The sequence below is a fragment of the Rhodococcus sp. T2V genome (genome assembly GCF_029269925.1).
Classification (GTDB): Bacteria; Actinomycetota; Actinomycetes; order Mycobacteriales; family Mycobacteriaceae; genus Rhodococcus_F; species Rhodococcus_F koreensis.
On the sequence record NZ_JARJBD010000086.1, the window covers coordinates 25,028 to 44,828 of the forward strand.

Below are 19,801 nucleotides of genomic sequence, written 5' to 3' on the forward strand. Positions count from 1 at the left end.
ACACCCTGATTGGTGATGTGATGGAACACGCCGCACCAGCGATCTACCGTGAGCACCGAACGGATCCCTTCCCGCTGTCTGCGGCACAACACGGGTTGTGGTTTGCGCAGCAACTCGCCCCGGATGTGCCGATCTGCATCGCGCAGTTCGTCGACATTCGTGGGCCGCTGGACGTCGAATTGTTCCGTGCGGTCGCGCTCGTGGCCGGTCACGAATACGAGTCGGTGTTCCTGCGTCTGATCGACGTCGACGGGGAACCACACCAGATGATCGATCCGCCTGCCGATGCGGCCATGGGCGTCGTCGACTTCCGCGGCGCATCCGACCCGATGGCGGCGGCAGAGCAGTGGATGCACGACAACTACACGGCACGAGTAGATTTCGAACACGACCACCTGTGCGAGTCGTCGCTCCTGTGCGTGGGTGACGAGCGGCACCTGTGGTACAGCCGGATCCATCACGTCGCCCTTGACGGATATGCGGCGATGACGCTGGTCAACCGTGTCGCCGCCCTGTACACCGCGGCGGTCGAAGACCGTTCTCCCGAACCGAACCGTGCCGCGGACCTGCACACCCTGCATAGCCTCGAAGAGGACTACCGGGCATCCCACCGGTTCTCGTCCGACCGCGACTACTGGGCCGAACGACTCCACCGGCGCACGAACGGGGCCTCCCTGACCGATGTCGAGGCTCCCCCCGCCGCCCGCAGCCTGACCGTGCGCACGGCGTTGTCGCCCGATACCGTCGCCCGGCTCGAGGACACCGGCGGCCGGCCGGGCGCGACGGCGGCCGCCGCGCTGATCGCCGCTTTCGCCTGCCATCTCTCGCGGCGGACGGGACGGGAGGACGTCCTCGTCGACATTCCGCTGTCTGCCCGCACCACCGCCGTCCTGCGACGGTCCAGCGGCATGCTCGCCAACGTCGCGCCCCTGCTGGTGCAGGTCCGATCCGGGGACACGGTCGGCGACCTCGTGGCCCGGGTGCAGCACGAACTGATGGGAGCGATGCGACACCAGCGCGGCAACGTCGAGGACATCCTGCGCGACCTGGGTGTGTCCGCCGAAGCCCGCAGGATCTCGGGACCGATGATCAACGTGATGCTGTTCGATCAGGACCTCACGTTCGGGTCGCTGACCGGAGACTTCCGGATCCTCACCACCGGTCCCGTCCCGGACCTGTCCGTCAACGTGTATCGCAGCGGCACCCCGGCATCGACGATCGTCGAGTTCGAAGCCAACCCGTACCGCTACCGCGACGACGAACTGCGGTCGCATCACGCCGCCGTCGTCGGGTTGATCGACGAACTGCTCGCCGCGGACCCCGGCACTCCACTCGCCGCGATCGGCGCGCGGGAGTTGGATCGTTTGACGCCGGTGGTGGGTGGTGGGTCGGTCCCGGAGGTGTCGTTGCCGGGGTTGTTGGCGGCGGCGGTGGGGGTGGATCCGGATGCGGTGGCGGTGGTGTGTGGGGGGCGGCGGTTGACGTATCGGGAGGTGGATGCGGCGTCGAATCGGTTGGCGCGGGTGTTGCTGGAGGTGGGGGTGGGTGCCGAGTCGGTGGTGGCGGTGGCGGTGGCGCGGTCGGTGGAGTCGGTGGTGTCGGTGTGGGCGGTGGCGAAGACGGGGGCGGCTTTTTTGCCGGTGGATCCGCAGTATCCGGTGGGTCGGATCGAGCATATGGTTGCTGATTCGGGTGTGGTTGTGGGGGTGACGGTGTCGGCTTCGGTGGAGCGGTTGCCGGGTGCGGTGCGGTGGGTGGTGCTCGATGATGTCGAGATGGTGGAGCGGTTGTCGTCGGTGTCGGCGGGGGCGGTGTCGGATGTGGATCGGGGTGCTCCGGTGCGGGTGGGTCAGGCGGCGTATGTGATCTATACGTCGGGGTCGACGGGTCTGCCGAAGGGGGTGGTGGTGACGCATCGGGGGTTGGCGAATGTGGTGGCGTCGCAGCGTTCGGGTTTTGGATCTGTCGCCGGTGCGCGGGTGTTGCAGTGTGCGTCGCCGAGTTTCGATGCGTCGGTGTTCGAGTTGGTGTGGGCGGTGGGGATGGGTGGCCGGTTGGTGGTGGTGCCGCCGACGGTGTATGGCGGGGAGGAGTTGGCGCGGATTCTGGATTGTGAGGGGGTGACGCATGCGGTGTTGACGCCGACGGCGTTGTCGTCGTTGGATCCGTCCGGTCTGGATGCGTTGGGTACGTTGGTGGTTGCTGGTGAGGTGTGCCCGGCGGAGTTGGTTGCTCGGTGGGCGCCGGGTCGGGAGATGTTCAATGCGTATGGGCCGACGGAGGCCACGATCATGTCGAATGCGAGCGAGCCGTTGGTGGTGGGGGAGTCGGTGACGATTGGTGGTCCGGTTGGTGGGTTCGGTGAGTTGGTGTTGGATGCGCGGTTGCGGCCGGTGCCGTTCGGGGCGGCGGGGGAGTTGTATTTGTCGGGTCCGGCGTTGGCGCGGGGGTATCGGAATCGGTTGGGGTTGACGGCGGCGCGGTTCGTTGCGGATCCGTTCGGTGGTCCGGGGGAGCGGATGTATCGGACGGGGGATGTGGTGCGGTGGCGGGAGGGTCCGGGTGGGCCGGTGCTCGAGTATGTGGGTCGTTCGGATTTTCAGGTGAAGATTCGTGGTTTCCGTGTCGAACTCGGCGAAATCGATGCGGTGCTGACGCAGCATCCCCGTATTGCGTTCGCGGTGACCCTCGGTCGCACCGCCCCGTCCGGGGACACCGTACTGGTGTCCTACGTCTTGCCGTCCGGTGCCGGCGAACCCGACGTCGCCGAGGTCACCGACCATGTGCGCGGCAGTGTGCCCGCGCACATGGTGCCCGCGACTATCGTGATCCTCGACGAGTTGCCCCTCACCCCGGTCGGCAAGCTGGACCGGCAGGCTTTGCCCACACCGGATTTCGCGGTGGTACGCACCGTCTTCCGTGCGTCGGACAGTGCGACCGAGCGGACCGTGGCAGATGCCTTCGCCGATGTACTCGGACTCGACCGGGCCGGACTCGACGACAACTTCTTCGATCTGGGCGGCAATTCGCTGAGCGCGACCCGCGTCGTCGCCCGCATCAACTCCGCCCTGGGTACCGGCCTGGGGGTCCGCGAGCTGTTCGAGGCACCCACGGTGGTGGGGTTCGCCGCCCGCGCCGATGACGCGGATCGCCGCGTCGGGGCGCGTGCTGCACTCACTGGGGGCGTACGCCCCGATCGCCTGCCGCTGTCGCTGGCTCAGCAGCGGATGTGGATCGTCAACCAGGTCGACACGGCTTCGCCCGCCTACAACATTCCGATCGCGCTGCGCCTGTCCGGCGAACTCGACATCGAGGCCATGCGCGCCGCTTTCGAGGACGTCGTCGACCGGCACGAACCACTCCGCACCATCTACCCCGGCTCCGCGGACGGCCCGCACCAGGTGGTGCTTCCCGTGGACCAGGTGACCCTCGACCTCACTCCGGTCACCGTCGCTGACGAAGCGGCGCTGCGGACCGAGCTGGTGTCACTGGCGTCGGCCGAATTCAACGTGCGCAGCGAGGTCCCGATGCGCATCGCACTTCTGCGAGTCGGTCCGGACGAACACGTGTTGGCCCTGGTCCTGCATCATATCGCGGCGGACGGGTCGTCGATGGCGCCGCTGGCTCGCGACGTGATGGTCGCGTACACCGCGCGTTCACACGGACGTCCGCCCGCGTGGTCGCCGATGCCGGTGCAGTATGCCGACTTCGCGCTGTGGCAGCGCCGCACCCTCGGCAGCGACACCGACCCGGACTCTCCCATTTCGGCGCAGCTGGACTACTGGCGCCGGACCCTCGACGGGATGCCCGAGCTGCTCGAGCTGCCGCTCGACCGCCGGCGACCCCTGCAGCGGTCCTCGCACGGCGCCACCGTGCCGTTCGCGATCGGCGCGGACCTGCACAGGAAGCTGTCCGAACTTGCTCGGAGTCATGATTCGACACTGTTCATGGTCGCGCACGCCGCTCTCGCCGTCCTGCTCGGTCGGCTGAGCGGTGCGACGGATCTCGCAGTGGGCACGCCCGTCGCCGGCCGCGGCGACGCGGCACTGGACGAGATGGTCGGCATGTTCGTCAACACCGTGGTGCTACGGACCGACGTCGCACCCGAACGCTCCTTCACGGACCTGATGGCGCACGTCCGCGACACCGATCTCGGCGCGTTCGGGCAGACAGAAGTGCCGTTCGACCGGGTCGTGCAGGCGGTCGACCCAGTGCGGTCCACGGCGCACGCCCCGCTGTTCCAGGTGCTGCTCGAATTCCAGAACACCGAGGAGAGCCGACTCGAACTGCCCGGTCTGACCGTCGAGGTCGTCGACGCCGGCGTCGAGGTCGCCAAATGCGATCTGTTCCTGACGCTGAGAGAGAACATCGACGAAACCGGCGCGCCCGCAGGGATGTCCGCCGCATTCGGCTTCGCCACCGACGTCCTGGACGCGGGTACCGTCCGCGGCTTCGCGGATCAGTTCGTCCGGATCCTCGACGCGGTCACCGCATTGCCGGATCGCCCGATCGGCGACATCGACGTTCTCGGCGCGCGGGAGTTGGATCGTTTGACGCCGGTGGTGGGTGGTGGGTCGGTCCCGGAGGTGTCGTTGCCGGGGTTGTTGGCGGCGGCGGTGGGGGTGGATCCGGATGCGGTGGCGGTGGTGTGTGGGGGGCGGCGGTTGACGTATCGGGAGGTGGATGCGGCGTCGAATCGGTTGGCGCGGGTGTTGCTGGAGGTGGGGGTGGGTGCCGAGTCGGTGGTGGCGGTGGCGGTGGCGCGGTCGGTGGAGTCGGTGGTGTCGGTGTGGGCGGTGGCGAAGACGGGGGCGGCTTTTTTGCCGGTGGATCCGCAGTATCCGGTGGGTCGGATCGAGCATATGGTTGCTGATTCGGGTGTGGTTGTGGGGGTGACGGTGTCGGCTTCGGTGGAGCGGTTGCCGGGTGCGGTGCGGTGGGTGGTGCTCGATGATGTCGAGATGGTGGAGCGGTTGTCGTCGGTGTCGGCGGGGGCGGTGTCGGATGTGGATCGGGGTGCTCCGGTGCGGGTGGGTCAGGCGGCGTATGTGATCTATACGTCGGGGTCGACGGGTCTGCCGAAGGGGGTGGTGGTGACGCATCGGGGGTTGGCGAATGTGGTGGCGTCGCAGCGTTCGGGTTTTGGATCTGTCGCCGGTGCGCGGGTGTTGCAGTGTGCGTCGCCGAGTTTCGATGCGTCGGTGTTCGAGTTGGTGTGGGCGGTGGGGATGGGTGGCCGGTTGGTGGTGGTGCCGCCGACGGTGTATGGCGGGGAGGAGTTGGCGCGGATTCTGGATTGTGAGGGGGTGACGCATGCGGTGTTGACGCCGACGGCGTTGTCGTCGTTGGATCCGTCCGGTCTGGATGCGTTGGGTACGTTGGTGGTTGCTGGTGAGGTGTGCCCGGCGGAGTTGGTTGCTCGGTGGGCGCCGGGTCGGGAGATGTTCAATGCGTATGGGCCGACGGAGGCCACGATCATGTCGAATGCGAGCGAGCCGTTGGTGGTGGGGGAGTCGGTGACGATTGGTGGTCCGGTTGGTGGGTTCGGTGAGTTGGTGTTGGATGCGCGGTTGCGGCCGGTGCCGTTCGGGGCGGCGGGGGAGTTGTATTTGTCGGGTCCGGCGTTGGCGCGGGGGTATCGGAATCGGTTGGGGTTGACGGCGGCGCGGTTCGTTGCGGATCCGTTCGGTGGTCCGGGGGAGCGGATGTATCGGACGGGGGATGTGGTGCGGTGGCGGGAGGGTCCGGGTGGGCCGGTGCTCGAGTATGTGGGTCGTTCGGATTTTCAGGTGAAGATTCGTGGTTTCCGTGTCGAACTCGGCGAAATCGAATCAGCCCTCCTCGGATACCCCGGAATCGACCACGCCGTCGTGCACACCAGCGGCGAACGATTGGCCGGCTACGTCGTCCCCGTCGCGGGATCGGAACTCGACACCTCGGCCGTCCTGGCACACGCCCGCGCGCGCCTGGCCCCGCACATGGTCCCTGCGACCGTGACGGTGCTCGACGCCGTGCCGGTGACAGCGAACGGGAAACTCGACCGCGCGGCCCTGCCGGAACCGGACTTCACCGCGGGGCGCGCCGAGTACCGGGCGCCGCGCAACGCGACCGAGGAGGTGGTGGCCGCCGCGTTCGCCGAGGGGCTCGGACTGGACCGTGTCGGCCTCGACGACAACTACTTCGCGCTCGGTGGCACGTCGCTCACCGCGACGAGCGTGATCGCCCGGATCGCCGAGTCTTCCGCGCGGGCCGTGCCGGTGCAGTGGATCTTCTCCCATGCGACGCCGGAATCCCTGGCACACATGATCGTCACGGCGCCGGAGGATCCCGGATCGGAGGATGAGGCAGACCGGTCACTGGACGTGCTGCTGCCGCTGAGCACCACTGGAACCGGCAGCCCGGTGTTCTGCATCCATCCCGCGATCGGGTTGGCCTGGTGCTTCACCGGACTGGTGCAGTACCTCGGCGACCGTCCCGTGTACGGGCTGCAGTCCCCGGCGCTGACCGACCCGGACCTGCACGTCGGCTCCCTGGAGGACCTCGCCGCTCGGTATGTCGACCGGATCCGTGCGGTACAGCCGCACGGCCCGTACCACCTGGTGGGCTATTCGGTCGGCGGCCAGATCGCCCAGGAGATGGCGGTGCAGCTCACGGCCGCCGGCGACGAGGTGGTCACCCTCGCGATGCTCGACACCCATCTGGCCGGGGGCCTCGATCGCACGGCCGAGAAGCCCACCATGGCAGCGCTTCTCGCGGAGTTCGGCGCGGTGGTCCCGGATGACGGAGATGATGCGACGACCGCCGATCGTGCCGTGCAGGTGCTGCGGCGAACCGGCGGACCATTCGCGGCCGTGACCGCGGGCGACCTCGAGGCCGTGCACCGGGTGTTCACGCAGACTGTGGACCTCACGCTCGCGCACCGCCCGTCGACACCGAGCGGCGTCGATCTGCTCTACTTCGGAGCGGCAGATTCCGTCGACGCTCCCACGGGAGTCTCCGCGTGGCGGCGGCACATCAGCGGCGAGATCCTCGTGCACAACGTTCCCGTGTCGCACCAGCAGATGACGAGTCCGGAAGCCCTCGCAGGCATCGGACCCGTCCTCGCTCACCACGTGATGATCGCCGACAAGGCGACGCGGGTCGTCGTGTCGTAACGGGTAGAAAGAGGGGGCGTCGGCGGTTGTGCCGACGCCCCGAGATCGTTGGGTCCGTGCGAAGTCGCATACTGTGCGGATGATCGTGGAACACGCACTGCTGTCCGTGACCCCAGACAGGGTCGCCGAGTTCGAATCTGCATTCGGGCAGGCACAGCCGATCATCTCGTCGATGCCCGGATTCCGCCGACCGCAGTTGTCACGCGGCCACGAGCGCCCGAACGTCTACCTGCTGCTGGTCGAGTGGGATGAGGGCAGCACAGCGTCCGCTGCAGCTACGGGGAGACTGCGGTGCCCGCGCGTCGGGCGGGCGTGCGGTCGTCGGCGAACATGGCCTCGATCCTCGACTTGATCTCCGCGGTGCTCATGGAGCCGCCGTGGCGGGGCGTCCGCGACACGGTGGGAGTTGCCGGGGTGATCGAGACTGTCGCCATGCGTCCTGCTTTCGTCGGGTACCGATATGTGTGCCTCGGGGTCACGTCTGTGATCTGGTTCACATCGTGGCCGACTATGTTGTACACCACATACCCGGTCCTGTGCCACTCGGCCCGGTCACCGACCGGGACTGGCAGGAGGCGGTCGTCGGTCACGAGGATGCGCGGCAACTATCGGACGGCGTGTGGCTCCCTGTTGCCGGCGACCGGGCCGCGTCCGTCCACGGAATTCCGCGGCACGGTGAAGGTGGCGGCGACGCACAGAATCGCGATCGCGAAGCAGGCGATCGTGTACCAGATGTTTCCGATGGGATCGCCGTTGCTCGTGACGCCGTCGACGGCGGCGAGGTAGTCCGGTAACGCAGTCCCCCACAGCAGGCCCATCACGCCGAGGTACACCACGCTGTAGACACGAACGAAGTCGTTCGAGTAGGCGGGAACGTCCGGCGTCCGCCCGCGCAGCCGCGACCACTGTCGCACCAGGACCGGGATCGCGACGAGCGCGACGACGACGAGTTCCGCCGCGTAGAGGAATCCCCGCACCGTGGTGCTCTCCATCCCGAAGACTGTCGCGGGGATCGGGAGGATGAACGTGCCGGCCGACGCCAGGAGGTCGATTACGATTGTCCGCCAGACCAGTTCGAGTCCGGTGAAGGTTCGGCCCCGGTCGGTGTGGCGACCCACGAAGAATTGGACGCACAGCGCCAGCGACATCGGCCACAGTGCCGCGAACACCACGACGCTCGGCAGTGGGACCGCATCGAACATGGGCTGGTTGACCGGGTTGGTGGTCGACCACTCCCACCACCTCAGCTGCGGTCCGAGCTGGTCGAAGATCTCGTAGAACGCGTGGTGCACGAAGCCCACGCAGACCGCGCCGACGAGCACGCCGTACTTCCGGAAGACGCCGAGCATCCGGACGAGCTCGAAGGCCACCGTGGCCATCAGCGGATAGATCGCAATGATGTACAGGGGTAGCCGGCCCCACAGGAAGTCCACCGTGAACACGTTGTGCGCGAACATCGTGTCCACGTGTTCCTCGATCCCGAACGCCGCCGGAAAGTACAGCGGCGGTTCGATGACGAACAGATACGCGGTGGCGCCGAACCAGAGCACCAGCGTGGTCGGATCGCCGTTGCGGCGCCAGCGCAGGATCGCGAACACGAGTGCGAGCACCGACCCGAGCACGATCGTGAACTCGAGAACCGGCAGCGTCCAGTTCTCCAGGGCCAACGGATTGCGGACCTCGACGAGTCCACCGGCCTCGGCGCACGAGAAGCCGAGCGCCGTCGACAGCTGGTCGAAGGTGGGTGAGCAGAGATCGGTCATCAGTTGACCACCGCCGCCGCGGACTCGGTCCGACGGTCACCCGACTCGGCGGTGTACCAGCGGGTGCAGTCGTAGCCGGCGTCGTATCGGGTGAACCACTCGTCGGCGAGCGCGGGCAGCTTCTCGTGCGTCGGGTTGTGCTTCGGCATCTGACTCCGGACGACGCCGGCCAGGGCGGTGAGTTGTTCCCCGCGGGGGAGGTCGTCGAACGCGCGCGGCATGATTCCTTTGCTCAGGTAGGGCGCGAACGCGGTGAGCAGTTTCTGCTTGGTGCGGTGCGTCGCGAACATCGACATCGAATCGACCTTCCGCTCCCTCAGCGGGACGTGCTGGTTGAACCCGGCGCAGGCGATTCGGACGACCTTCATCGCATGCGTGAAGATCGACGGCGCCATCCTCATCCGATACAGCTCCTCTCCGACAAGGGAATTGAAGATCACCAGCGCTGAACTTCGGTGTTCGACCTCCTCGACGAAGTGCCAGATGAACAGGGACGCAACCCGGTCGTCGCCCGGCCGGAAGAGGGTCGCGTCGTTGTCGAGCATCAGCTTGAACACCGGTGTGAACGTCGCCTCCAGGTCTGCGGTGTAGGCGAGTCGGTAGTTCAGGCTCGTCGCCTCGGTGAGGAGGTCGTACTCGCCGATCACCGCGTCGAGCGTGTTCTGGAGTCCCGGATACCGCCTGATCAGGGCCTTGACGTGCTGACGGTGTGCGGTCGAGTGGTGGCCCTCCTGGCGCATGAACGCCACGGCTTCCTCCGCGACCTCGGGATCGGTCATCAGCGGTTTGGCCTGCATGATCGCCTTGACGATCATTTTCTCGAAACCAATGGCCAGGAACGAGATCGCGTTCGACATGCTCGACCAGGCGGGGTTGTCGGGGTTCCAGAGGAACGGGACGTCCCGTTCGTCGAACGCGAAATCCATCTTTCTGGGATGCAGGTCGGACATGTGCAATTCCTCGTCTCGTGCGGCCGAGTGGGCTGAAGTCTGCGGGCAAGTGGAGACCAAGCTCAATAACATACACATACCCTAGTCGCTGTATGATTACTTTCGACAGATTCGGGGAGAACTGCGGTGGCCGGAAGCGGGACGCGCTCGCGGTAACCTCTGAGTCCAGGTCGGGCACTGTGCCGTCGTCCCGTGCAGCCCGTCCGGGCCGACGGCGCAGTGCGAGAGGTAGGGGAACGGGCAATGGCAGGCAGGCGTGGGTGGGGTGGCAGCCCACCCGGAAGTGACGAGGAAGCGTCCCGGCGAATCGTCATCGCCGCAGTCGAGCTCATCAGCCGGAAAGGCACGGCGATCAGCATCGCCGACGTTGCGGAATCCCTCGGCGTCATCCGTCAGACGGTGTACCGGTACTTTCCCAGCACCGACTCACTCCTGCGGGCCGCAGCCATCGCCGCGGTCGACGGATTCCTCGACCGCTTGACGGAACACGTCGCCGGCATCGAGGATCCCGCAGAGGCTGTGGTCGAGGCCGTGATCTACACGCTCAACGAAGCGCCCCGCGTTCCGCAACTCGGCATCATGCTGTCCGGTTCCCATTCACATACCGAGGGAATCACATCCGAGGAAGCCCTCGCCTTCGGAATGACGATGATCCGGCGCTTCGATGTCGACTGGGAGCGGCACGGCTACGGGGAGCACGCCCTGCGTGAGCTCGTCGAGTATCAGTTGCGGACGATGCAGTCGTTCTTCATCTCGCCGGGAAACCCGCCGCGTAGCCAGGACGAACTGCGTGCGTATCTGCGCCGATGGGTGGGATCCGCGGTCGCCGTCACGGGGAGTCCGGCGTCCACTGGGTGAAGTCCGGGGGCCTGGTTCGACGTTCCTGGTTCGACGAGGTACAGAGGCGAATAGACTTGCCGAGGTGACCCGCGAGGATCCCGATCGGCTCTCCGCCGACGATGCCCATATTCTGGGGCTCGAATCGACGGTGATATCCGGCCATACCCTGAAGCTGGTGATCCTCGAGCCCGGCTCCGGCCCGCTGGACCTCGATGCCCTGCGAACTGCGGTGGCCGAGCGCCTTTCGCGCCAGCCGCGCGCGACGCAGCGGATCGACACCTCGGGTTCGGAGCCGCGCTGGACCGCCGCGACCGCCTTCGACATCAGCTACCACATCCGGCGCCGGGAAGATGCTGCGTGTGCGTCGCGGGCCGATCTGTGGCGGGCCGTCAGCACGCTGATGTCCGAGCACCTCGACCGCGAGCGTCCACTGTGGACCTTCGATCTGTTCGGACCCCTCGGCGACGGGCGCGAGGCGATCGCCGTCCGGATCCATCACGCGATGGCCGACGGGATTGCTGCGGTGCGCTTCCTGGACGACGTTCTCTGGGATCGACACGCCGAACCGGGCTCGCGCCGGTCGCGACCGGGTGTTCGCACCGATTCGACGCAGCGTTCGAAGGTCGACGAGGTGCTGCGGATGCCGGCGGCGATGCACCGCGAGCTCGGCCACCGCGGCTCACGCTCGCCCTTCGACCGTCCGATCAGTGCCGCCCGCGAGCTCGCGTTCACCGTCGCCCCGCTCTCGGAGCTGAAAACCATCGGGGCCTCGCGTCCCACTCGCGCCACTGTCAACGACGTGCTCCTGGGGATCGTCGCCGGCGGCCTGCGGAGCTGGCTCTCCGCCGGAGCGGGCACGCTCCCGCGCCTTCGGGCTCAGGTTCCAGTCAGTCTTCACCACCGAGATGAGGGAGCGGAGGTCGGAAACCGCGATTCCTTCCTGAACATCGATCTGCCGCTCGCCGAGCCGGATCCGCTCACCCGACTCGACCGGATCAGCGCCGAGACCAGGAAGCGCAAGCACCTCGACGACGCCGACGAACTCTATGATCTCTTCCACGCTCTCGGACGCGTGAAGCGCGTCGGGGAAGCTGTACAGCGTCTGGCCGGGAGTGCGCGGGAATTCAGCCTCGCGATCTCGAACGTCCCGGGCCCGCCGGTGCCGGTGAGCGTTGCCGGACGTCGGGTGGAGCGGCTCTTCTCGTCCTCGGAGCCCGCCGTTCACCACGCACTGAGGATCTCAGCGATTTCCTGCGCCGGTGTCGTCGGAATCGGGCTCTGCACCGACCCCGAGGCGCTGCCCGATATTGCCCGGCTGGCGGTGGCGATGGAAGATTCGTACGCCGAACTGCATGACGCCGCATCGACGCCTTGACGTGTGCCTGGATGGGTACACGGGCACCACGGCATCGCGTTCCGCATCACTCGGGCGTGCTCGCGACTGCCGACTGCATGATCCGGCACGAATGATCCAGCCTCACCCCGCAGATTGGCCGCGCGTCGGCGGAAGACCCGTCGCGGTGTCCGCGTCGGTCGGAGTGGGGGCCGCCGGAGCCGGGGTTGCAGCGTCACCCAGCGACGCTCCGTTGGTGGGCGCAGTCGTCGAGTTCGTGTCGGTGTGCCGGTGGGTAGCCTTTTTCGCCAGTTCACCGACCTTGTGCTGAACTTGCGGCGCCTTGTGCTTGACGGTTTCCGTCGCGTCGCTCACCTTCTCCTGCACGGTGGGGTTGTGCCAGAGTTCGACGGACTGATGTCTCATCTTCTCGTAGGTTTGCCGGCCGGATCGGGTGCCCAGGACGAAGCCCACGGCCGCGCCCGCTGCGAAGGTCAACACTTTCTGCATGACATCTCCTGACTGTTGTGTGGCACGAGCGGGTCAGCCGGACCGTCGTCCGAACGCCCTCTACACAGCGTGCCCCCAACTGAAGAACCCAAACGAACATGCCCACACTGTGGATCGCCCCGCGGACGCGTCGTACCAACCCTGTTGCTCACGGCAATGATTGAGGGCGTGCCGCCTCAGTGATTGCGGAGCTTGTCGATGAGTTCCTGCTTGTTCAGCTTCGAGTAGCCGTTCACACCCAGTTCTTTGGCTCGCTTCTCGAGCTCGTCGACCGTCCACTCGTCGTAGGACTGCAACCTTCCGACCGGTGCCGTGTTCTCCGCCTACCCGTGGCCTCGGCGCCTCAAACGAGAGCGCCGAGTGGTCGGTATTCATCCTGCCGTGGCTATCAGCACTTCCCCTTCGAGGCCGTCGGGGTCCCGGAAGAAGATGCTCTGTGCAGTACCGAAGTCGTTGATGGCTCCATCGCTGGCGGCCGCGTCGATCAGCCGCTGCCGGATCACCTCGAAGGCCTCCGGTGAGGCCGCCTGCAGACCGACGTGGTCGATGCGACCCCGCCCCCACATCGGTGTCTGACGCTCGGCTTCGGTGTTGCCGTCGATCACGAAGATGTTCAACTCGGTATGCGGGCCGATCCGGATGACGGTCATCGTTTCTCCTCCGTCGCGGCCGTGCGGCCGTGTCGGTCCGACGTCGGCGTCGAATACGTCGGCATAGAACCTGCCCAGGCGGGCGGCGTCCTTGGATACCCAGGCAATATGGTTGACCCCGTCGAGCAACATGATGTCCTCCGCTCTACATTCGGCGCTGGAGATCTCGTGGGTCAACCGTCGCATATTCTGCTGCGCGAATCAGGGTGATCGCCGGGGCATGAACCGGTCAGTCGCGGGTACTCCGTGTGGACGCTGCGCGCGCAGCATGCGATGGCGGCGCGCCAGCCAGGTCTTCCGGCCTGAATCCCCCCTTGTTCGGGCCGGAGGACCGCCTCGAAAAACACTGAGCAACAGCGTTGTTCAGAAACCATGCCAGTGGTTGCCGACGCGTACCGGTCAGGAGCGGATCACGCTGAGATCACCGCGTCGCTCCTGATCCGGGCGTTCGTCCATCCTGCAGACCTCGTCAGTCGACGACGGCGCCCCCGGTCAGGTTGATCTCGGTCGCGGTCATCGTCGAGGCCCAGTCGGACGCGGCGAAGACGGCAGCGTTCGCGACATCGGCATAACTCGGGCGACGTGGCAGCAGCAGACGCGTGGCGTCCAGATCTGGCTCGTCCGGTTCCGGGGAGCCCGGCGACAGCAGCCAGGCGACACGGACACCCTGCGGACCGAGTTCGGCGGCGAACTGCCGGCAGAGGCCGGCGAGTGCGGCCCACGCGACGTGGGAGCCACCGAGGTTCGGGATCGCCTCCCGTCCGCCGGCCATGACGAGGATGACGCCGGTGCCGCGTTTCACCATGTGGCGCGCGGCGGCCGTAGCCACGGTGTAGCTCGACGTGACCGCCTTGGCGACCGGCTGCATGACATCGCCGACCTGCATGTCGACGAGCGGCGTGCCTTGGACGTCGTCGTTGAAGGTGGCGTTGAAGCAGACGTCGAGGTGGCCGCTCTGATCCGCCACCGCAGCGGCATGTTGTTCGACTGCGTCCCGGTCCACCGCGTCGAGAACGGCGAAGTGCGCAATCCCGCCGTCGTCCCTGATGCGGTGGGCGACATTTTCGAGTGTGTTTCGCGTGCGTCCGGTGAGGTGTACCTCGGCACCTTCCCTCGCATACGCCCGCGCGACCGCGGAGCCGACAGCGCCACTTCCCCCGTGGACGATCGCGGTGCGGTTCTGCAGCAGCATGACTGATCCACCTTCCGTCTCTCGCGTCCCAGGGTAGGACCGCACACGAGAGGGCGGCGCGCGATTCCGGACTTCGTCGTGATCCCGATCGAGCGCGCGCAATGTGCCCGGATGCGAATGGGTTCGCGGCACGCGGTCGACGCTGGATGGTGGGAGAGCGGTGATGCGTCAGAGGACCGAGTAACCGGCGGGCAGGGGGAGGCGGCCGGTCAAGGCCAGCAGCGCGGCGGGTGCTGTTCCCTGCGCTGCGGCCAGGCCACCGATGACGGCGAACGTCTCGGCTACTGCATCGTGGGGGAGGTCGGCGCTGACGCCGAGGGCGGCTGCCAAGTCGCAGGTGTGCACCGTCAGCTCGAGGGTTCGGGTTGGAAGGTAGCCCTGCAAGGTCATCGTCCCGAACGGTGTGCGCACCAAGGCGGTGGCCGGAGCGGCCCGGACCCGCTCGGGTACCCGGGCAACCAGCACGGTCAGCGCGGCCGTCGGGTCCTCCCCGAGCGCGGCGCCGGCGGCGCGTCCCCGCTGCGCCACCGCTGCGGTGTCAGCCAGGGCACCGGCGATGGCCAGGTAGTACGCGACGGCGTCGGCTAGATCTACCGGGCCGGAGTCGTCGCCGTCGACGTCGAGGTAGGTCTCCACCGTCGTCAGCGACCTGCTGGTGTGCCCCAGCAGGTCGCGCACGGACCACTCACCGAGACCGGGGGAGTCATAGTGACCTGTCGCGGACGCGCTGACCTCGAGAAACCGTCGCGCGGCACTGTCGAAGGCATGAGCAGTTGGACCGTCCATCAGCTCAGTATCGCAGCCGCCAGTGTCCGTCCGCACTCGGCGACATCCTCATCACCGACCGAGCATCCGGCAGCGGGAATCGGTCCGTCATGAGCAGCGACGCGGTTTGGACCAGTGCTGCGCACCCGCCCCTGTGGGCGCGCATCGACCTTCCTCGAGAACCACGAGAATGCCTCGTCCGCATGCGAATCCAACTGTTCACCGGTACCGGAATATTCAGGGATGGCCGCCCCATTCTCTTGAACCTGTCTTCGACGCCAACTCGCGATGGGCAAACCCAGCCCCGAAAGCGAGCCATCACCGGCGCAGGCAGACCCTTGCTTGTCGACGAAGAGCGTCAAGGCGGCGACTATGGAGTTGTGCGGAATTGTCGCCAACGCAAACGCCGCCGACCGGAATCGATCGAGCGAGAGATCCGGAGTGACCCAATGGCTCAGCCCTCGAGTGCGCTGCCCCCTCGCGGACCCGCGACCGGGTCCGCAGCCCGCATCATCGACACCACCGCGGTTGCCTTTACCTCGGCCTTCGCCGGGGGAGCCCTGCTCACCCAGACCGTGATTGTTCCGCACTGGCGGGAAATGGATCCGGCGGCATTCCTGTCGGAGTTCGCGAGACTCGGACCCGCCACCGGAGCGACCGTTTTCCCGTTCGAGGTCGCCTCGGTCGTGCTGCTGAGCATGACGACGTACTCGACCGTCACGAGTCGCCGACCCGGCCGCTTCGCGTGGGCTCTGGCGACGACGTGCATGGTCGGGACATTCGTATTGCTCCCCATCTACTTCCTGGATGCGAACCTCGCCCTGCTCGACCCCGCGTTCCCACCCCAGGCCGTGCACGCCGAGCTGACCGCCTGGTATCGCTGGAACTGGATTCGCACGGGATTGGGCGTAGCCTCCGCCGCCCTCTCCTGCATTGCACTCGCTGCCGGTCGACGTGAGATCGTCACCACATCGGGGTGACGCCGAGGGCAGCAACTCATCTTCCTGTCAGAAGGCTCGACCGAAGATGCCTTCGGTCATCTGTGGGCGCCGACGCTGTGCGTGATTCGGCGAACGTCTTGTCGCATGAGGATCCCCGGCCGAAGTACGAATGAGAGCACGACGCCTCACACCTGACCCACAGCATCGGATGCGGCACTGCCTGGGCCATCGTGTGGTCGATCATCGGCACCGCATACCTGTACCCCCACTCCAGAGAGGCCGCATCGCCCGCACGCCCCACCGAGCGGTCCCCGACCAGCTCTGACGGGGCCTCCGACAGCGGGAACCCTCCGCGCTCAGCGCACGGTGGGCAGGGGCCGTCCCGAAAGTGGATCCCGTACCGGACGTCCTGCCTTCGGTGGCTTCAGTTCAGTCGCTCCGTGAGGCGTACCTCGACGTCGTCACCGTCGTTCTTGCCGATCGCCTTGCGGATGGCGGCAGCTACGGGCAGCTTGTGGGTGCCATCTCCGAGTGCCATGAACGCTCCGGTGAACGGGTGCGCGTCGATGGTCCCAGCGACCTTGACCAGACCACGGGTACCGAATATCCGTGCCGAGTCGGGCAGCTGCACGCACGTCCAAGTGTCCCCGGGACGGACCTTGCTCAGCCGGGCGGTGAAGGTGATGTCCAGGGGTCGGGTATCTGCCATGCTCTTGCTCCTTCGCGAGCGTTAGACCGAAGTTACTGCCATGAGGACGGGCGAAACCGCGGTTGAGCTGGGGGTTCGTTGCTGTCCGGTGGTGGTTGTTCTGGCTACCTGACGGTGAGGGGGATGGTGGTGTCGAGGAGTTCGAAGGCGCGCCGTTGGGTGGGGGTGGGGACGGCGAGGGTGGGCACGATCGGCCCGTCGTCGCCGTAGCGTAGGTCGTTGCGGGTCAGGGTCGCCAGGTGGGCGAGCAGGCCTTGGTAGGAGCGGACGGGCTGGTCGGTGTCGTCTTTGCGGCGTGAGGCCTTGCGGGTCGCGGCCGCCGAGCGGGCCGCGGGGGCGACGGGATCCTCCCGTGCGGGTGGGTGTTCGTCGGTGAACGTCAACGGTGCCAGGGTTTTACGCAGATGCCAGGTGAGGTAGGCGGCGAGCATGCAGATCAGCACGTGCGCTTTCACCCGGTCGGTGAGGCGGTGGTGGATCGGGCGCAGGTCGAGGTCGATGGCCTTGAGGGAGCGGAAGTCGCGTTCGACGCGGGAGAGGTTCTTGTAGGCGTCGATCACCGCGGCGGTGCCGAGCTCGTCGACGGTGGCGGTGGTGCGCAGGGTGTAAATCCCGTCGAGGGCGGCCTCGGCGTCGATGCCCGTCTGGTCGCGCTCCACGGTGAGCGTGGCGTCGGTGATGTCGAGGCGAAAGTGCTTGGCCATCTTGTATTTCCCCAATACCCGGCCGACCTTCACCCCGATCTTCCCGGCCCCGGACAGCCGGCCCGCGGTGACCGCGGCGACGACCTTGCCCAGTTCCGCCTCGGTGGCATTCAGCAGCTCACTCCTCTTGCGGGCGCGTTCGTCGGCCAGGGCCGGGTTGCGGCAGGCGATCAGCCGTTCCCCGGGGTAGTCCGGGTGGCTGATCTCGGCGAAGTTCTGGGTATCGAACAGTGACATCTGCAGCGGCCCGTCGTCGGCGGCCAGCGCCGCGATCTGCGGGGCCCGCAGCGCGGTCAACCAGCCCAGGCCGCCGAGTTCTTTGAGGGCGGTGATGCGGGCGGCGGTGATCATGCCGCGGTCACCGACCATCAGCATGTTCTCCAGCCCGAAGGTGTCCTTGACCGCCGTCACGGCGTGGGTGAAGGCAGTGGGGTCGGCGGTGTTGCCTTCGAACACCCGCACCGCGACCGGGCGACCCTCGGGGTCGGTGAGCAGCCCGTATTCGATCTGCTCGCAGCCCTTCTTCCCGTCGCGGGAGTAGCCGCGGGCGGCGAGGTCGCAGTGTCGGCCGGTCACCCAGGACGAGGACAGGTCGAACATCGCGATCCGGGTGGGGTTCACCTTCGGGTCCAGATGTTTTCTGGCGAGCCGTTTTTCGATGTGGTCCTGGCGGCCTGTCAGCCAGTCCATCGCCGCGTATACCTCGTCGGTGGACGCCGCGGCGACGTCGAGGTCCTCCCCGAGGGTGGTGTCGGCCCACCAGGTGGTGGTGGCGAGTTTCGAGGCCGGGGCCACCGCCCGGGCGAGGATCAGCGCCATCGCCAGATCCCGCATCCGGCCGGCCGGACCGAGCAGGGCCGGCAGGCCCAGCGCCTTGGCCTGGGCCCAGACCGCGGCGACGTGTCCGTGCGGGACGGAGCGGATCACCGTGGCGGCGGTGTCGGCGGGCACCAGCGTCTGTCCCTTCAACCCGGCCTCGACCCAGTCGATCACGTGCGCGGGGAGGGTGGACAGGTTCGCCACCGTCTCGTTGCGCACGCGGGTGCCCTCGCGGAACGTCCGCCGCAGATAGGCGGACTGGTAGTCGCGGTGTCGTCCCTGCTTGTCCACGTGCGACTTCCGCACTCTGACCACATGAACCGCGTCGCCACGCTTTGCCATAACCGTCATGTTAGCCGAATTCGCAGCACATTACTGTCGTGACATGCCCAGTATTCTGACTACATCCACCGAGTGGAGAATCCAGGAAACAGCAGGCCACGCACGAAACCGCCACCACTACCCGGCGTAACTTGGGGTTAGAGTCCGCTGCCTACCACGCCGCCACTCCTGCTGAAATGGAAGATGTCGGTGTGGAGCCGTCCGTGCGCCGAGGTGAGGCCGACGAATAGGGGCTCTCGCCGGTCGTGGAGAAGTCGTCGGAGACTACGGCGGAGGTCTCGGAACGTCATCCTGTGGATCCTGTGCCTCAGGTCGGGTGCGCGCGGGCTCGGACGGGATCGGTTCCTTGCGCACGTAGTGCTTCCATAACCCCAGGTTAATGGGGACCAGAAGTTCCAGCAGTCTCCAGCACACGATCTCGGCTGCATCGATGAATTTCGAGTGGCTCCGCAGTCGATACCGCTGGACACACCGACGTCATGATGAGCATCGACGCCCCCGAGCAAGAGAAATGAAATACTTCGTCAGTCGGCTGTGTGATGCTGGGCCTTTCCTCACAGGCCGCAACACCTACGAGATCATGGCCGGCTACTGGCCCACCTCCGATCACCCTCCGCCAGGGCCACGAACGAGATCCCCAAGGTCGTGCTCTCTCGTACCCTGAAATCAGCCGTGCGACTGGGACCTGGATGGTTCAGCGGTGACGCGGCCGAGGAGATCGCTACGCTCGAGGCCGAGCCCGGCAAGGACCTCGCCGCCGGCGGCATCGAGTTCGTGAACTCGCTGATCAAGCTCGGGGTGGTGGACGAGTACCGGCTGTGGGTGTTGCCCGCTGCCACGGGCAAGAGGCGGCGCTGTTGCCGGAGTTGGATCAGCCCATGACCCTGCGTTTGGTGAAAAGCGCTGCCTTCCCGTCCGGGATCCTCGAACTGGTGTATGCGTCAACCGACAAGTAGTACCGGCCCCTCCTTGCAATCGCTTGCGGCACAGGCACTGCCTTCGGAGCACTCCGGCGGGCGGATCGGCTCCTACACGTTCTCCCACGTCGGGATGGGCGAATGCGCCCGCTTCGTCGCGCAGCACGGCATCGACGTCGACGCGCTGTTCACCGACCGCTGGAAGATCGAGG

Annotated in this window: 14 protein-coding genes and 2 pseudogenes; 6 read left to right on the forward strand and 10 right to left on the reverse strand. The window is 66.8% G+C overall.

Features of this window, described 5'->3' with window-relative positions:
- Window positions 1–20 precede the first annotated feature (20 nt).
- Both P3H15_RS42075 and P3H15_RS55600 read left to right on the forward strand, forming a co-directional pair.
- A complete protein-coding gene (locus tag P3H15_RS42075; RefSeq protein ID WP_276142697.1) occupies window positions 21–7,154 on the forward strand; it encodes a non-ribosomal peptide synthetase in 7,134 nt (2,377 codons plus the stop codon).
- A 79-nt stretch (window positions 7,155–7,233) separates the two neighbouring features.
- A pseudogene (locus tag P3H15_RS55600) lies at window positions 7,234–7,407 on the forward strand (antibiotic biosynthesis monooxygenase); the annotation flags it as partial.
- 22 nt (window positions 7,408–7,429) lie between these two features.
- On the opposite strand, the gene P3H15_RS42085 reads toward P3H15_RS55600, so the two are convergent.
- The 3 genes from P3H15_RS42085 to P3H15_RS42095 all read right to left on the reverse strand — a co-directional run bounded on the left by P3H15_RS42085 (window position 7,430) and on the right by P3H15_RS42095 (window position 9,867).
- Window positions 7,430–7,588 (reverse strand): hypothetical protein, encoded by a 159-nt coding sequence (locus tag P3H15_RS42085; RefSeq protein ID WP_192582079.1) that lies wholly within the window; start codon window positions 7,586–7,588, stop codon window positions 7,430–7,432.
- Between the two features lie 171 nt (window positions 7,589–7,759).
- Window positions 7,760–8,917, reverse strand: a complete 1,158-nt coding sequence (locus P3H15_RS42090) for a hypothetical protein (protein WP_276142699.1) — start codon at window positions 8,915–8,917, stop codon at window positions 7,760–7,762.
- Entirely contained in the window at window positions 8,917–9,867 is a 951-nt protein-coding gene (locus P3H15_RS42095; protein ID WP_276142700.1) for a metal-dependent hydrolase, read from the reverse strand. Before P3H15_RS42095 ends, P3H15_RS42090 begins: the two co-directional genes overlap by 1 nt.
- Window positions 9,868–10,110: 243 nt before the next feature.
- Here P3H15_RS42095 and P3H15_RS42100 point away from each other — a divergent pair, with 243 nt between their 5' ends.
- A complete protein-coding gene (locus tag P3H15_RS42100; RefSeq protein WP_276142701.1) occupies window positions 10,111–10,725 on the forward strand; it encodes a TetR/AcrR family transcriptional regulator in 615 nt (204 codons plus the stop codon).
- Window positions 10,726–10,789: 64 nt separating this feature from the next.
- Window positions 10,790–12,082, forward strand: a complete 1,293-nt coding sequence (locus P3H15_RS42105) for a wax ester/triacylglycerol synthase domain-containing protein (RefSeq protein ID WP_276142702.1) — start codon at window positions 10,790–10,792, stop codon at window positions 12,080–12,082.
- A gap of 102 nt (window positions 12,083–12,184) precedes the next feature.
- On the opposite strand, the gene P3H15_RS42110 is transcribed toward P3H15_RS42105, so the two are convergent.
- The 5 genes and pseudogenes from P3H15_RS42110 to P3H15_RS42130 form a co-directional block, all read right to left on the reverse strand.
- Entirely contained in the window at window positions 12,185–12,550 is a 366-nt protein-coding gene (locus tag P3H15_RS42110; RefSeq protein WP_276142703.1) for a YtxH domain-containing protein, read from the reverse strand.
- A 176-nt stretch (window positions 12,551–12,726) separates the two neighbouring features.
- A pseudogene (locus P3H15_RS42115) lies at window positions 12,727–12,852 on the reverse strand (Rho termination factor N-terminal domain-containing protein); the annotation flags it as partial.
- A gap of 69 nt (window positions 12,853–12,921) precedes the next feature.
- Window positions 12,922–13,332: a VOC family protein gene (locus P3H15_RS42120; RefSeq protein ID WP_276142709.1), complete on the reverse strand. Its 411-nt coding sequence runs from the start codon at window positions 13,330–13,332 to the stop codon at window positions 12,922–12,924.
- Between the two features lie 337 nt (window positions 13,333–13,669).
- Window positions 13,670–14,392, reverse strand: a complete 723-nt coding sequence (locus tag P3H15_RS42125; RefSeq protein ID WP_276142704.1) for an SDR family NAD(P)-dependent oxidoreductase — start codon at window positions 14,390–14,392, stop codon at window positions 13,670–13,672.
- Window positions 14,393–14,560: 168 nt separating this feature from the next.
- Entirely contained in the window at window positions 14,561–15,178 is a 618-nt protein-coding gene (locus tag P3H15_RS42130) for a maleylpyruvate isomerase N-terminal domain-containing protein (protein WP_276142705.1), read from the reverse strand.
- A 428-nt stretch (window positions 15,179–15,606) separates the two neighbouring features.
- On the opposite strand from P3H15_RS42130, the gene P3H15_RS42135 reads away from it, so the two are divergent.
- Window positions 15,607–16,137 (forward strand): DUF1772 domain-containing protein, encoded by a 531-nt coding sequence (locus P3H15_RS42135; RefSeq protein WP_276142706.1) that lies wholly within the window; start codon window positions 15,607–15,609, stop codon window positions 16,135–16,137.
- 385 nt (window positions 16,138–16,522) lie between these two features.
- Here the strand turns inward: P3H15_RS42135 and P3H15_RS42140 are convergent, their stop codons facing one another.
- Window positions 16,523–16,807 (reverse strand): DUF1905 domain-containing protein, encoded by a 285-nt coding sequence (locus P3H15_RS42140; protein WP_276142707.1) that lies wholly within the window; start codon window positions 16,805–16,807, stop codon window positions 16,523–16,525.
- A 104-nt stretch (window positions 16,808–16,911) separates the two neighbouring features.
- Window positions 16,912–18,672 carry an IS1634 family transposase gene (locus tag P3H15_RS42145; RefSeq protein WP_276142708.1) on the reverse strand — a complete coding sequence of 587 codons (1,761 nt, stop codon included), beginning with the start codon at window positions 18,670–18,672 and terminating at the stop codon, window positions 16,912–16,914.
- A 591-nt stretch (window positions 18,673–19,263) separates the two neighbouring features.
- Between P3H15_RS42145 and P3H15_RS42150 the strand changes: the two genes are divergently transcribed.
- Window positions 19,264–19,554, forward strand: coding sequence for a dihydrofolate reductase family protein (locus P3H15_RS42150; protein WP_346348838.1), 291 nt, complete (start codon window positions 19,264–19,266; stop codon window positions 19,552–19,554).
- Window positions 19,555–19,801: the final 247 nt, after the last annotated feature.

Bases quoted from the DNA above. Each gene is read 5' to 3' on its own strand.
- P3H15_RS42090 (WP_276142699.1), bottom strand. From the start codon at position 8,917: ATGACCGATCTCTGCTCACCCACCTTCGACCAGCTGTCGACGGCGCTC.
- P3H15_RS42085 (WP_192582079.1), bottom strand. From the start codon at position 7,588: ATGGCGACAGTCTCGATCACCCCGGCAACTCCCACCGTGTCGCGGACG.
- P3H15_RS42075 (WP_276142697.1), top strand. From the start codon at position 21: ATGGAACACGCCGCACCAGCGATCTACCGTGAGCACCGAACGGATCCC.
- P3H15_RS42120 (WP_276142709.1), bottom strand. From the start codon at position 13,332: ATGTTGCTCGACGGGGTCAACCATATTGCCTGGGTATCCAAGGACGCC.
- P3H15_RS42100 (WP_276142701.1), top strand. From the start codon at position 10,111: ATGGCAGGCAGGCGTGGGTGGGGTGGCAGCCCACCCGGAAGTGACGAG.
- P3H15_RS42095 (WP_276142700.1), bottom strand. From the start codon at position 9,867: ATGTCCGACCTGCATCCCAGAAAGATGGATTTCGCGTTCGACGAACGG.
- P3H15_RS42135 (WP_276142706.1), top strand. From the start codon at position 15,607: ATGGCTCAGCCCTCGAGTGCGCTGCCCCCTCGCGGACCCGCGACCGGG.
- P3H15_RS42110 (WP_276142703.1), bottom strand. From the start codon at position 12,550: ATGCAGAAAGTGTTGACCTTCGCAGCGGGCGCGGCCGTGGGCTTCGTC.
- P3H15_RS42140 (WP_276142707.1), bottom strand. From the start codon at position 16,807: ATGGCAGATACCCGACCCCTGGACATCACCTTCACCGCCCGGCTGAGC.
- P3H15_RS42145 (WP_276142708.1), bottom strand. From the start codon at position 18,672: ATGGCAAAGCGTGGCGACGCGGTTCATGTGGTCAGAGTGCGGAAGTCG.
- P3H15_RS42125 (WP_276142704.1), bottom strand. From the start codon at position 14,392: ATGCTGCTGCAGAACCGCACCGCGATCGTCCACGGGGGAAGTGGCGCT.
- P3H15_RS42130 (WP_276142705.1), bottom strand. From the start codon at position 15,178: ATGGACGGTCCAACTGCTCATGCCTTCGACAGTGCCGCGCGACGGTTT.